This window comes from Pseudomonas sp. IPO3747 (assembly GCF_013385245.1).
Lineage (GTDB): Bacteria > Pseudomonadota > Gammaproteobacteria > Pseudomonadales > Pseudomonadaceae > Aquipseudomonas > Aquipseudomonas edaphica.
In genome coordinates this window covers 420,362-433,059 of record NZ_JACAQL010000002.1, presented here as the reverse complement: position 1 = coordinate 433,059, position 12,698 = coordinate 420,362, and the positions used below count along the sequence as shown (strand labels likewise).

The following is a 12,698-nucleotide window of genomic DNA, read 5'->3' as shown; positions in this document are numbered from 1 at the left end:
GCGGATCAAGGTCGTTCACCACCGTTCCACCCACATGAGCCCGCGATGTCGCCACAACCTCCATCCTCTATCGAGATCGAATTCACCGAGCGCTGTGACCGCGAGCATGCGCAGGTCTGCGGCGACACGCGTCCGCCCGCGCTGCTCAAGCGTCTGGCGGCCTGGCGCGATGAACGGCTGGTGCGCCAAGCGTTGAAAGTGGCCGGTGAGCCTGGGTTGATCCTCGACCTGGCGTGTGGCTCCGGCCGGTTTTGGCCCGTGTTGGCCGAACACGTCAACCGGGTGATCCTGGCATCCGACAACTCCCAGGACATGCTCGACCATGCGCGCACCCATCACCCGGCGGCGTTGCTCAAGCGGGTCAAAACGTTCCAGGGTTCGGCGTTTTCCATCGGTCTGTCGGCCAACGCCGTGGACTGTATTTTCTGTTTGGAACTGTTTCGTCATGTGCCCAGCAGCGACGTACGCATGGCGCTGTTGCGCGAATTCCACCGTGTCAGTCGCGACACAGTGATTGTCGCGGTGAGCTCGCGCACACCGGTGGAGGACGAATTCCGCCAGGCCGGTTTCAAGGTTCTCCATCAGCAGGAGTTCCTGCCGGGCTCCAAGCTGTGGCGTGTCTACGTTTTGCGTAAGAGAGGCTAAGTCCCGCCTGTCGGACTATTCTTCCTCTCTTGTCAGAGTTTTCATGATGGTGTGTGCACTGCGGATGCTCGCAAGTCCCTTTCGCGATATATACTGCGCGCCATTCTTCAAGGGAGAGCCGTGTGGCCATCGATATTCACTGGATCTGCGACAACGATAGCCTCGGCCAGCATTGCGCCGAATGGCAGCAGTTGCCATTCGTCGCCCTCGACACCGAATTCATGCGGGTCGACACCTTTTATCCCATTGCCGGGCTGATCCAGATCGGTGATGGCGTTCGCGCTTACCTGATCGACCCCCTGACCATCGATAACTGGCAACCCTTGGCCGCCTTGCTGGAGAACCCGGCGGTGATCAAGGTGGTGCACGCCTGCAGCGAAGACCTGGAAGTGTTGTTGCGCCTGACCGGCAGCCTGCCGGTGCCGTTGTTCGACACTCAATTGGCAGCGGCTTACCTGAACCTCGGTTTCTCCATGGGCTACTCGCGCCTGGTGCAGGCTGTACTCGACATCGAGCTGCCAAAGGGCGAAACCCGCTCGGACTGGCTGCAGCGGCCGTTGTCCGAGACCCAGGTGAGCTACGCCGCCGAAGACGCGGTGCACCTGGCCGAAGTCTATGTGCGCTTGCGCCCGCAGCTGTCGGATGACAAATATGTCTGGGTACTGGAAGACGGCGCCGAACTGGTGGCCAACCTGCGCCGCGAAGTCGACCCGTATGAGGTGTACCGTGACGCCAAGCTGGCGTGGAAACTCTCGCGTGCGCAGCTCGCCGTATTGCGTGAGCTGTGCGCCTGGCGCGAGCAGCAGGCCCGTGCCCGTGACCTGCCGCGCAACCGCATCATTCGCGAACACTCATTGTGGCCCTTGGCCAAATCCCAGCCGGATAACCTCGCTGCGCTGGGCAAGATCGAAGACATGCACCCGCGCACTGTGCGTCAGGACGGCCAGTTTCTGCTGGACCTGATCAAGCGCGCCGGCAGCGTGTCGATGGACCAGTGGCCGCCCGCCGTGGCTGAGCCGCTGCCGGTGGACGCTGCTGTGCTGATCAAGCAACTGCGCGCCCTCGGCCAGGCCGAGGCCGAGCGCCTGGAGATGGCGCCGGAACTGATGCTGCGCAAGAAAACCCTCGAAGCCCTGGTCAAGAGCGGCTACCCCGATGGGCCTTATACATTGCCAGACTCGCTGCGTGGCTGGCGCCGCGAGTTGATGGGCCAGGCGCTGCTCGACAGCCTGGCCACTGCCGGAGAACAGCCTTGAAACGTATTTGCTCCATTTATCGCAGCTTGAAAAAAGACGGGATGTACCTCTACGTGCTCAAAAGCGATGCGCTGGAGCGTGTGCCGGAACCCTTGATGACTGCCTTCGGCAAAGCCCATCTTGCATTCGAGATGATACTCACGCCGGAGCGCAAGTTGTCGCGCGAGGACATTACCGTGGTCCTGGAAAACCTCGACAAGCAGGGCTACCACCTGCAAATGCCACCGGCCGAGGACGAGTACATCGAGCACTTGCCCGAAGAGCTGCTGCGCCGCAACGACCCGATGTAACCGGTCAGTGCCCTGTCCCGGGCACATTCTTTTATGGACTCGTATTCGTTTGGCGGTGGCCGTAAGGAAGCGGGCGGCCGTCTGCACTGTTTTTGAAAGGTTTGAACCATGCGTGTTCTGATTGCTGAACAGGATCACCCGCTCTACGCCCAATTGCTGAGCGAAGCGGCCCCGGACCTTGAGGTGCTGACCAGCGGCGACTCGGCCGAACTGTCGCGCCTGGCCGCCGATTGCCCGGTTTGGCTGGGCCAGCCGGACCTGCTCGCCACCTTGCTGCGCCAGGGCCATAAGCCGCAATGGCTGCAATCGACCTGGGCGGGTATCACGCCGCTGCTGGCCGATGGCTTGCCGCGCGACTATCGCCTGACCCGCGCGGTCGGCATCTTTGGCCAGGTCATGGCCGAGTTCGTGCTCACCTATATGCTCGGCCATGAGCGCGAAGTGCTGGCGCGACTGGTCAGCCAGGTCGAGCGCAAGTGGGACAACCGCATGGGCCAAAGCCTGGCGGGACGCAAGGTGCTGGTGGTTGGCACCGGCGATATCGGCCAGAGCGTTGCTGATTTTTTGCTGCCGTTTGGCGTCAAGCTCTACGGGATTGCCAGCAGCGCGCGAGAACAGGCACCGTTTATCGAAGTGGCCGGGTTGGACCAACTGAGCCGGCTGGTGGGCGAGGTGGACTACGTGATCAACCTGCTGCCGAACACGCCTGATACCCATGATTTGTACAACGCGGCGCTGTTCAAGCAATTCAAGCCGACGGGGTTGTTTATCAACGTCGGGCGCGGCGTGGCGGTGGTCGATGCCGATTTGGTCGAGGCGCTTAAAGAGGGGCACTTGGCCGGTGCGGTGATCGACGTGTGCCGTCAGGAGCCTTTGCCGCAACGCCATCCGTTCTGGACCGCCTGGGGCTTGCTGTTGACCGGGCACAGTTCCGCGCCTACGTCGCCGGGGATGATGGTGGAATTGTTTGTGCAGAACCTGCGGGCTTATCAGGCCAAGGATGCACTGCGCGGGGAAGTCAGCTTCGAACGCGGCTATTAAACGTGTGAGCTGGGCTTATGTGGGAGCTGGCTTGCCTGCGATAGCATCACCTCGGTCTACCTGATTCACCGAGGTGCCTTCATCGCAGGCAAGCCAGCTCCCATACAAACCAGCTCCCACACAAGCCCGCACATATTGGATCTATGCAAGGCTTACAGGCTGAAATCACCCTCGGACACCAGTTCGCTCAGCGGCCGACGCGGGCTTGGCGCTTCACGACCTTGCAGGTACTCCGGCAAGCTCGACTTGTCCCCCAGCTTGCCCACGGCCACAGCCGCGTGCAGGGCATAACCTTCTGGAATCTTCAGCTCTTTGCGGGTCAGCTCCTGATCGAAACCGGCCATGCCGTGGGTGTGCCAGCCGCTGAGGCTGGCTTGCAGCGCCAGGTGGCCCCACGCCGAACCGGTGTCGAAGGTGTGCCACAGCGCCGGGGTTTCTTCGCTGGCGCCGGGGGCGGTAAAGTCGGTTTTTGAAGCGATGATCACCAGGGCCGACGCGTGTTGCGCCCAACCACGGTTGAATTCATTGAGCAACCCCAGGAAACGCTCCCAGTTCGGCGTGTCGCGGCGCGCGTAGAGAAAGCGCCATGGCTGCGAGTTGTAGGCCGACGGCGCCCAGCGTGCGGCTTCGAAGAAGCTCAGCAGCGTCTCCTGCGGGATGCTTTCGCCGGTAAAGGCGCGGGGCGACCAGCGCTCGGTGAATTGGGTGTGGATCGGGTAATCGGCAACGCGTGTCATGGGCAGTTCCTGATCGTCAATTCGGCCTTCAAAGCTACTGCGCGCCCACTAGACTGACAAGTGTTGTTACACCGCCAGTCGTAAGCGCTTGGCCCCAGGCGCCTTGGGCACTAGACTGGCGGCCTTTTCACCTTCCGATACTGATGTAGAGCCATGGCCGCCAAAGTCGAACCTTTCTGGATACGCAAAACCCTTGAACACCTCGACCAGGAGGAGTGGGAGTCGTTGTGCGACGGCTGTGGCCTGTGCTGCCTGCAAAAGCTTGAGGATGAAGAAGACAACAGCGTCTATTACACGCGCATCGCCTGCAAATTGCTCGACCTGAAAACCTGTCAGTGCAGCGACTACACCAACCGCCGCGCCTCGGTGCCCGATTGCATCCAGCTCACGCCGGGCCAGGCCGACCAGTTCAAATGGCTGCCGCCGACCTGCGGCTACCGCCTGGTCAGCGAACGCAAGGACTTGCCGCTGTGGCATCACCTGGTGTGTGGCGACCGCGATGCTGTGCACCATGAACGCATTTCCCAGTCCGGGCGCATGCTCGCCGAAGGCAGCGTGCCCGAAGATGACTGGGAGGATTACCTGATCTTCCGCGCAGGCTGAAAAGGAGTGTGTATGAGGGTGGCAACCCGGCTGGCGGCATCCTTGGTGCTGCTGGCACTGAGCCTGCCTGCGTGGTGCGCGAAGAAAGTCGACCTCGATTATCACGTCAAGCTGCTGCCCCAGAGTGATCAGGCCGAGGTCCGCGTGAGCCTGTCCCAGGGCTCGGCTGTGCGCAGCCTGAACTTCGACCTGGGCCGTGACGGCGACTACAGTGACTTCAAGGCCGACGGCCAATGGCAGGTCACCGGCAGCCGTGGCCTGTGGCAACCCAGCGCCGACAAAGCCAGCCTGACTTACCGCGTGCGCCTCGCCCATGCGCGCAAGGCGGGCGTGTATGAGGCGCGGATGACGCCGAGCTGGGCGCTGTTTCGCGGCGAAGACCTGGTGCCGGTTGCGCGGCTGGACCAGCAGGACGGTACCGAGTTGGTGTCGCGCCTGATGTTTGAATTGCCGGCCGGCTGGAAGAGCGTCGAAACCGCCTGGCCGCGTATCGGCAAGCACAAATTCCGTATCGACAATGTGTCCCGCCTGTTCGACCGGCCTACCGGCTGGATGCTCGCTGGCAGCCTCGGCAGTCGTCGCGTGCGCCTGGGTGAAACCGACGTCACCGTGGCCTCGCCCAAGGGGCAGGCTATGCGCCGGATGGACGTGCTGACGCTGCTGACGTTCGTCTGGCCGCAAGTCGAAGCCGCACTGCCACGCCATCCTGCCAAGCTGTTGATCGTCGGCGCCAGCGACCCGATGCGCCGTGGCGCTTTCTCATCGCGCGATTCGATTTACCTTAACAGCCGCACGCCGCTGATCAGCGAAAACGGCAGCAGCCCATTGCTGCGCGAAGTGGTGCAAGCCATTGGCCGTTTTAACGACCACGATACAAGTGACTGGATCAGCGAAGGGTTGGGCGAGTATTACGCCATTGAACTGCTGCGGCGTGCCGGCGGCATTACCGATGAGCGGTATGCGGCGATACAGACGCGGTTGGACAAGGAAGGCAAGGGCGTGATCAGCCTGCGCGGCAATCAAGTCAACGCTGCGACCGTGGCGCGGGCGGTGCTGGTGTTGCAGGAGCTGGACCGCGAGATCCGCGTAAAGACCCACAACAAACGTTCGCTGGATGATCTGGCGCAGGCGGTGATGCGGGCGAACAGTGTTAATACGGCGCAGTTTGTGCAGTTGGCTGAAAGTGTGATCGGCGAGTCGTCGGTGGTGCTGGACAACAAATTATTGCGTTGACCCAAAACAACTGTGGGAGCTGGCTCCCACAGTTGATTGGGGTTGGCCGGGCTATTTAGTGGCTTTCTCTGCCGCCACTTCAGCCTTGGTCTTCAAGTTCTTCAACTCTTCGCCCGCGCGTTCGATCTTGGTGCGCACACTGTTCATTTCCTGGCGGCCTTGCTCCAGCTTGTCCTTGAGCGAGCTGTGCCCGGTCACGCCGCGCACCAGCGCCACGCCACCAATCGCCACCTGGATCAGCCCGAAGATGCCGCCACGGCGCAGGCCTTTGCCGACCATCATCACACCGCCGGCCACCGAAAGAATGCGTTCCGACCCGTGTACGTTTTGCTCGCTTTTGGGGGCTGGCTGCAGGTGTTCGATGATAGGTCGCAGGGTTTTGCTGTCGCTCATGGTTTGTCTCCAACAAAGGCAAGTGTAAGTAGCTGACTGTTTGCAGGCGCCGGATGTTCCCGAAATATCAGTACTTGGGGCCTGAGCGGGTGTTGTTGCCCTTGGCCAGACGGTCGTACAGCACCACATTGACGGTGGCTGCAAGGTTCATGCAGCCGGTGGTCGGGATGTACACCACGTCTTCACACCAGTCGCGGATCTCTTTGTCCAGCGAGCCGTCTTCGGGGCCGAAGATGTACAGCGCGCGGTCCGGGTGCGTGTATTCGGGCAGCGGGCGGGCGCCTTCCACCAGCTCCACGGCGACCGGGATACAGCCCAGCGGCAGGATCTTTTTCAAGTCATCGATGCCGATCAACGGAATGTCGTGGTGGACCTTCTTGGTGTCGGTGATGAAGTCCCGGGCGCGCTCGTAACGCACGCCGGTGTAAAACACCGAGGCCACGCCGTAGCAGCCGGCGGCGCGCATCACCGAGCCGACGTTTTCGGGGGATTTGGGGTTATACAGACCGATGCAGCTGTAGCGTTTATTGCCCACGGGGAAGGGTGCCTTGGAGGAAAACCGCGATTATACGGCCTTGGAGGCATGTGTTGCTTGGGCGATCGCTATCGCGGGCAAGCCCGGCTCCCACACTTGGAATGCATTCCCCTGTGGGAGCTGGCTTGCCTGCGATGAGGCCCGCACAGACAAAGAAGGGCTTCAGTCGTCCTTTTTCATCAACCCCGCCAACGCCGCAAACGGGTTGTGCGTCGCCTTGGCAATCGTCGGGCTGCTGGTGGAGCCTTCGCCGAAATACTGCTGGTCGGTGTAGCGCGAGTGTTCGTTGTCGTGGCAGTACAGGCACAGCAACTCCCAGTTGGAACCGTCCTGGGGGTTGTCATCATGATTGTGGTTGCGATGGTGTACGGTCAGTTCGCTCAAGCGTTTGCCGGCAAACTCACGGGCACAGCGGCCGCACACGTGCGGGTACATCTTCAAGGCTTTGTCGCGGTAGCCCATTTCCCGGTCGCGCTGGGCATCGGCGAGGATGCGGTCCAGCTTGGCGGTGTGGGAGGGCGGGTTGGTCGAGCTCATCATGGCTCCTGGCTATTTGGGGGTTCACGGATAGGGTTGATTCTAGCCGCTCGCGAGGCAAATGACCGCTGGCTTTTTCAGCCGCGGTACAGCTGCGCTTGAGCGAACGTTTGTAGTATCGGCACATTCACTTCACAAGGATCTGAAACCTATGCGTGTGTACACATGGACCGCAGCCCTGCTGCTCAGCGTGCTGGCCGCTCAAGCCCAGGCGTTCTCCACACCCAAGCCCGGCCAGGTGATCGAGGTGGCCCTTGAGCAACTGCACCCGACCCAGGCCGTGGTGGGCTTTGACCAGATCTACTACAGCCTGGGGCTGTTCGCCGACAAACCGGCCAAGGTGTTCGACGAATACTGCGAAACCAACGGCCAGGGCGCCGCCGACAACGTGCCGAAGAAAGCCGACCTGCACCAACCCGACAGCTTCACCTGCAAAGACCCGGTGGGCACCCACCCCGACGACATGAAAACCGTGGTGGTCGGCCCCGGTGGCCAGTTGTACCTGACCGACGGTCACCATAGTTTTACCACCTTGTGGGAAGTGCCCGGCGGCGGCCCGCAGCTGAAAATGTGGGTCAAGGTAACCGATGACTTCAGCAACAGTGCCGACATGAACACCTTCTGGCAGCGCATGGAAGCGGCCCGCAAGGTCTGGCTCAAGGACAATCAAGGCCAGACCCTGCCGCCGCAACAGCTGCCTGCGCACCTGGGCTTCAAGAACCTGCAGGACGACACGTTTCGCAGCCTGGTGTATTTCACCCGCAAGGCCGCCTATGGCAAGCCGGACGATGGCGCGATTGCGCCGGAATTCCTGGAGTTCTACTGGGGCAACTGGCTGCGTACGCAGATTGATTTGAAGGCGTACAACCTGAACAAGAAGGGCGGCTACAAGGATGCGATTGAGGCGGTTGCCAAGCGCATGGTCAGCCTGGCGCCGGGTTCGCAGGTGGGCAGCAGCGGTTTTACTGCCAGGCAACTGGGCGGTATGACCCAACTGGACCAGGGCGAGCTGGACAAGACCTTCGAGAAAAAAGTGCCGTATGTGATCGATTACCGAAAATCCCGAAACTGACGCAGAACCAAAATGTGGGAGCTGGCTTGCCTGCGATTGCATCACCTCGTTCTACCTGAATCACCGAGGTGCCGGCATCGCAGGCAAGCCAGCTCCCACACAAGCCAGTTCCCACAGGGAATTTGTGGTGTCTGGGGGCCTCAGCCCTTGAGCTTCTCGGCAATCCAGATGGTATGCCGGGTGCCCTTGTTGCCATGGGCGAACACCTGCACTTCCTCGGCCTTGAACCCGGCCTTGCGCAGTTTGTCGCTGAACAGCTTGTCGGCGCTGGCTGACCACACCGCCAGCACGCCTTTAGGCCGCAGCGCTTTGGCACACGCGGCCAGGCCACCGGCCGAATACAGCCAACTGTTGGCTTTTTGCGTCAGGCCTTCGGGGCCGTTGTCCACATCCAGCATGATCGCGTCAAAGCCTTGCGGCTCGGCCTGCAGCACCTTGGCCACGTCTTCCATGCGGATCACCGTGCGTGGGTCCAGCAGCGGGCGGCCGGATTTTTCCCCCAGTGGGCCACGGTTCCATTCCACTACGCCAGGCACCAATTCCGCTACCACCACTTCAGCGCCCTTGCCCAAATGCTTGAGTGCCGAGGCCAGGGTAAAGCCCATGCCCAGGCCGCCGATCAGCACCCGCGAACCCGGCCGACCGGCGACTTTACGGCAAGGAATCTCCGCCAGCGCGTCTTCGGAACCATGCATGCGCGTGTTCATCAACTGGCCGCCGTCACCGCCCTGGATCTTGATGACAAAATCCTCGCCGTATTCGAACAGGCACAAGGCACCGCCGTTGTCGGGGATTGGGGTGGTGTCGAGCAGAACGAAACGTTTCATGGAAATCTCATTGGGAAGGGCATTCTTGCGCGGTTGGGAGTAGCCTTACGACATTCCGGTCAGGCCATGGAGCCATCGATGAAGTGCAGCATTCTAACGGTCATTGCGTTGAGCGCGCTCACATTGGGTGCGGCGCAGGCGCAAGAGGCGCAAACCGTGCCCGTGGCGCCTACGCCAACCCCCGGTGCGCCGGGCACGCCGACGCCCACCTTGTACCCGCAAGTCACTCCGCCCGTGGCGCCCAAAACCACCGCGAACGGCTCACCGGCGCTGGTGCCGATTGTGTTGCCAACGCCGCCCAAGGATCAGACGGTGCCTGGCCTGCTGCAAAATGACAGCAAGCCGAAGACGCCCGGCGGTTAAAATTGCTGGGACAGTAATTGCCCGTCGGCCATGCGCAGGCGCTTGGACAAGGCAATCGCAATCGCGCGAATGATCTTGGCCGCTACCCTGGGGGCTTCGTTGAGCATTTTTTCCAGCGCATCTTTGCCCAGGTTCAACAGCACGCAATCACTGGCGGCCACGCAACTGGCGGAGCGCCGCTCGCCGTCAAGCACGGCCATCTCGCCAAAAGCCCGGCCACTGCGCAGGGTGGCGATGGTCAGGCGCTGGCCGGTGTGATTGGTTTTTTGCACGGCCACCTGGCCGCTGTGCAGGATGCACATGAAGGTGCCCGCATCGCCCTCGAGGAAAATCACCTCATCGCGGGCAATGCTGCTGATATTGAAGTAGCCGGCGGCCACGTGAAAATCTTCCGGTAACAGCGGGTCGAACAGGCCGCAATCCATGAGCATGTCGCGGATTTCGTTGTTCATCAGAGTCGGTAGTGGCATAGCTGCAATCTTGGTCCATCAATCAAGTCGGGCGGTCTTGTGTTCAGACAGGACCGCCTTGCTAAGTTCCTTAAACGAGCCCCAGGGCCTTGAAGACAAATCCATATTCGAGCGCTACGTCACGTAATCCCTGGTAACGCCCGCTCATCCCGCCATGGCCGGCACCGAGTTCAGTCTTGAGCAGCAACAGGTTGTGGTCGGTTTTGGTGTCGCGCAATTTGGCCACCCACTTGGCCGCTTCCCAATACTGCACGCGGCTGTCGTTGTAGCCGGCAATCACCAGCATGTGCGGGTAAGCCTGGGCCTGGACGTTTTCATAGGGCGCGTAGGCCTTGATGCGTTCATACACCTCGGGCTCTTGCGGGTTGCCCCACTCGTCGTACTCGGTAATGGTCAGCGGCAGTTCCGGGTCGAGCATGGTGTTGAGCACGTCGACGAACGGCACTTCGGCAATCGCCGCCTGGAACAGCTCCGGGCGTTGATTGAGCACCGCGCCGATCAACAGGCCGCCGGCACTGCCGCCGCTGATAGCCAGCTGCTTGGAGGTGGTCAGCCCTTCGGCGATCAAGTGCTCGGCGCAGGCGATAAAGTCGCTGAACGTGTTCTGTTTGTGTTCCTGCTTGCCATTGCGGTACCAGGCTTCACCCAGCTCACCGCCGCCGCGTACATGCGCGATGGCAAATGCCACGCCACGCTCCAGCAAACTCAGGCGCGCATGGGAAAACCAAGGGTCGAGGCTTGAGCCGTAGGCGCCGTAGCCATAGAGGTACAGCGGCGTGGGTTGGCCAAGCTGATCACGCTTGACCACCAGGCTGATCGGCACCTGAGTGCCATCTGCAGAAGTCGCCCACAGCCGTTGGCTGACATAATCGTCGGCGTTGAACACACCGAGTACCGGGGTTTCCTTGAGCACCACCTGCGCGCCGCTGGCCAGTTCAAGCTGGCGCACCTGGGCCGGACGGTTCAGGGCTTCATAACGCAGGCGGATCTTGTCGCTGGCAAATTCCAGGCTGTTCTGCACGTAAAGGCTGTAGGCGGCGTCAGGCAATTCCACGCGGTAGGCGCTCGAACCCTGCGGGTGCACTTCGATCACCGGCAGGCCGCCGATACGCAGACTCAAGGTCATGGCGCTGGCATTGAGGGTCACGCCGTCGAGCATCACGTCATCGCTGTGGGGGACCAGGTTCTGCCATTGATCCTCGCTTGGCACACTGCCAGTGTCGGCGGCGATGAACAGCGCATAGTTGATGCCGTCACGGTTGCTGCGGATAAACCAGGTCCATTGGTCATCCAGCATGCCGTGGTCGACATCGTATTCATGGTCTTCGACCCGTGGCGCCAGGCAGGTGAAAGCCTGCTGTGGCTGGTCGGCGTCCAGCGCCCAGATTTCGCTGGTGGTCTTGCTGCCCAGGGCCAGCAGCAATTGGCGCTCGGAGCTGGAGCGGTAGCAATGCAGGAAGAACCGCCCGTCGGGCTCGTGGAACACTTCCTGCGCTGCCGTGCCATCCAGGCGGTAGCGGTAAAGCTTGTGCGGGCGATGGGTGTCGTCCAGTTCGCCGAAGAACAGCGTCAGGCTGTCGTTGGCCCAGGTCATGCTGCCGTCGCAGTCTTCAAACTCCAGTTCGCTGACCTTGCCGGTGGCCAATTCCTTCACGTACAGGGTGTAAATCTCTTCACCGCTGGTGTCGAGGCTGTAGGCCAGGCGCAGGTGGTCGGGGCTGATGCTGAACGCGCCCAGGGAGAAAAAGCCGCCGTTTGCCAGCACATTCGGGTCCAGCAGCAATTCTTCGCTGCTTTCGTCCACCGTGTTGCTGTCATCCGCCGGGCGACGGCAGCGGTAGTGGCGGGCGTATTCATCACCGGCGGTGGTGCGTGTGTAATACAGGTACGGGCCCCACGGCGAAGGCAACGACAGGTCGGTTTCCAGGATGCGGCCCTTGATTTCTTCGAACAGGCTTTGACGCAGGGCTTGCTGGCCGGCGAGCTGGTCTTCCTGCCAGGCGTTTTCGGCTTTGAGGTAATCGAGGACTTCAGGTGTGTCACGTTCCTGCAGCCAGGCATACGGGTCCGGGCCTTGGGCCTTGCGGGCGATCGGGGCAGTCGATATAGGCATGGATCACTCTCTGTCTGGCGGATGGTGGCAGGCATTGCAGCCGAGACACGCAAAAGCCGTTATCATAGCCGCCTCTTTGCCAGCCTTGCCATGGACACCATGACCGAGAACGACTATCTGACCGCTTGGGGCCTTTACGCCTTCGCCGCTTTGGGCTGCCTGTTGGTGTGGTGGCGCATGACCCGCTGGATCTGGCGCTGGCTGCGTGAGCCGCTGCAATTGTTGATGGCGGTGTTGCTGTTCAGCCCGACCATCGTCGACCCGGTCAAGACCCAGTTTGCGCCAGCCGTGGCCATTACCGCCCTGGACCTGGTGCTGCACGTGGGCAATAACGCCTGGCGGGCCATCTCCGACCTGTTCATGTACACGATGATCGCGTTTGGCGTGTATATCGTGTTCGTGTTGATCCGCTGGCCCATCGAGCGTGCCGCCAACGCCCGCCGTGAGCGCAAGGCCGCCGCCGACGCCGCACTGGCCGCCGAGCCGGTAGACGAAGACGACGAACCTTTCCGTCGCCCGCCGCCTGCCGGCAATCTGCGGGTTGAGCCGCGTCTTTAACGTTGTAAGCCCTGCAGCGAGAGCC

The 12,698-nt window shown here is 61.5% G+C and carries 16 protein-coding genes; 9 read left to right on the top strand and 7 right to left on the bottom strand.

Features of this window, described 5'->3' with window-relative positions; all coding sequences use genetic code 11:
* Positions 1 to 45 precede the first annotated feature (45 nt).
* The 4 genes from HX790_RS03240 (at position 46) to HX790_RS03225 (ending at position 3,232) form a co-directional block, all read left to right on the top strand.
* Positions 46 to 645, top strand: a complete 600-nt coding sequence (locus tag HX790_RS03240; RefSeq protein WP_017137381.1) for a class I SAM-dependent methyltransferase — start codon at positions 46 to 48, stop codon at positions 643 to 645.
* A gap of 122 nt (positions 646 to 767) precedes the next feature.
* Positions 768 to 1,901, top strand: coding sequence for a ribonuclease D (gene rnd, locus HX790_RS03235; protein WP_169985534.1), 1,134 nt, complete (start codon positions 768 to 770; stop codon positions 1,899 to 1,901).
* A complete protein-coding gene (locus HX790_RS03230; RefSeq protein WP_017137383.1) occupies positions 1,898 to 2,191 on the top strand; it encodes a YcgL domain-containing protein in 294 nt (97 codons plus the stop codon). Before rnd ends, HX790_RS03230 begins: the two co-directional genes overlap by 4 nt.
* Before the next feature lie 108 nt (positions 2,192 to 2,299).
* Positions 2,300 to 3,232, top strand: a complete 933-nt coding sequence (locus tag HX790_RS03225; protein WP_017137384.1) for a D-2-hydroxyacid dehydrogenase — start codon at positions 2,300 to 2,302, stop codon at positions 3,230 to 3,232.
* Between the two features lie 152 nt (positions 3,233 to 3,384).
* On the opposite strand, the gene HX790_RS03220 is transcribed toward HX790_RS03225, so the two are convergent.
* Positions 3,385 to 3,969, bottom strand: a complete 585-nt coding sequence (locus HX790_RS03220; RefSeq protein WP_017137385.1) for a nitroreductase family protein — start codon at positions 3,967 to 3,969, stop codon at positions 3,385 to 3,387.
* Positions 3,970 to 4,122: 153 nt separating this feature from the next.
* Between HX790_RS03220 and HX790_RS03215 the strand changes: the two genes are divergently transcribed.
* Both HX790_RS03215 and HX790_RS03210 read left to right on the top strand, forming a co-directional pair.
* Positions 4,123 to 4,572: a YcgN family cysteine cluster protein gene (locus tag HX790_RS03215; RefSeq protein WP_017137386.1), complete on the top strand. Its 450-nt coding sequence runs from the start codon at positions 4,123 to 4,125 to the stop codon at positions 4,570 to 4,572.
* Between the two features lie 12 nt (positions 4,573 to 4,584).
* Entirely contained in the window at positions 4,585 to 5,805 is a 1,221-nt protein-coding gene (locus tag HX790_RS03210; protein WP_176991226.1) for a hypothetical protein, read from the top strand.
* 51 nt (positions 5,806 to 5,856) lie between these two features.
* On the opposite strand, the gene HX790_RS03205 is transcribed toward HX790_RS03210, so the two are convergent.
* The 3 genes from HX790_RS03205 to HX790_RS03195 form a co-directional block, all read right to left on the bottom strand.
* Positions 5,857 to 6,198 carry a DUF2892 domain-containing protein gene (locus tag HX790_RS03205; protein ID WP_017137388.1) on the bottom strand — a complete coding sequence of 114 codons (342 nt, stop codon included), beginning with the start codon at positions 6,196 to 6,198 and terminating at the stop codon, positions 5,857 to 5,859.
* Positions 6,199 to 6,265: 67 nt separating this feature from the next.
* Positions 6,266 to 6,733 carry an RNA methyltransferase gene (locus HX790_RS03200; protein ID WP_003189607.1) on the bottom strand — a complete coding sequence of 156 codons (468 nt, stop codon included), beginning with the start codon at positions 6,731 to 6,733 and terminating at the stop codon, positions 6,266 to 6,268.
* Positions 6,734 to 6,895: 162 nt separating this feature from the next.
* Complete coding sequence (locus HX790_RS03195) at positions 6,896 to 7,270, bottom strand: YajD family HNH nuclease (protein WP_003210675.1); 375 nt, start codon at positions 7,268 to 7,270, stop codon at positions 6,896 to 6,898.
* A gap of 151 nt (positions 7,271 to 7,421) precedes the next feature.
* Between HX790_RS03195 and HX790_RS03190 the strand changes: the two genes are divergently transcribed.
* On the top strand, positions 7,422 to 8,342 hold the full coding sequence (locus HX790_RS03190; protein WP_099485661.1) for a ParB/Srx family N-terminal domain-containing protein: 921 nt from the start codon (positions 7,422 to 7,424) through the stop codon (positions 8,340 to 8,342).
* A 140-nt stretch (positions 8,343 to 8,482) separates the two neighbouring features.
* On the opposite strand, the gene HX790_RS03185 is transcribed toward HX790_RS03190, so the two are convergent.
* Positions 8,483 to 9,169 carry a spermidine synthase gene (locus tag HX790_RS03185; protein ID WP_099548662.1) on the bottom strand — a complete coding sequence of 229 codons (687 nt, stop codon included), beginning with the start codon at positions 9,167 to 9,169 and terminating at the stop codon, positions 8,483 to 8,485.
* 78 nt (positions 9,170 to 9,247) lie between these two features.
* Between HX790_RS03185 and HX790_RS03180 the strand changes: the two genes are divergently transcribed.
* Positions 9,248 to 9,532, top strand: a complete 285-nt coding sequence (locus HX790_RS03180; protein ID WP_026013726.1) for a hypothetical protein — start codon at positions 9,248 to 9,250, stop codon at positions 9,530 to 9,532.
* Here the strand turns inward: HX790_RS03180 and HX790_RS03175 are convergent.
* Together HX790_RS03175 and HX790_RS03170 are read right to left on the bottom strand one after the other, a co-directional pair.
* A complete protein-coding gene (locus HX790_RS03175) occupies positions 9,529 to 10,002 on the bottom strand; it encodes a cyclic nucleotide-binding domain-containing protein (protein ID WP_017137392.1) in 474 nt (157 codons plus the stop codon). The genes HX790_RS03180 and HX790_RS03175 overlap by 4 nt on opposite strands.
* Before the next feature lie 70 nt (positions 10,003 to 10,072).
* Positions 10,073 to 12,115, bottom strand: a complete 2,043-nt coding sequence (locus HX790_RS03170) for a S9 family peptidase (RefSeq protein ID WP_170040555.1) — start codon at positions 12,113 to 12,115, stop codon at positions 10,073 to 10,075.
* A gap of 21 nt (positions 12,116 to 12,136) precedes the next feature.
* Between HX790_RS03170 and HX790_RS03165 the strand changes: the two genes are divergently transcribed.
* The gene (locus HX790_RS03165) at positions 12,137 to 12,673 is read left to right on the top strand and encodes a hypothetical protein (protein WP_017137394.1); all 537 of its coding nucleotides are present in this window, start codon (positions 12,137 to 12,139) and stop codon (positions 12,671 to 12,673) included.
* Positions 12,674 to 12,698: the final 25 nt, after the last annotated feature.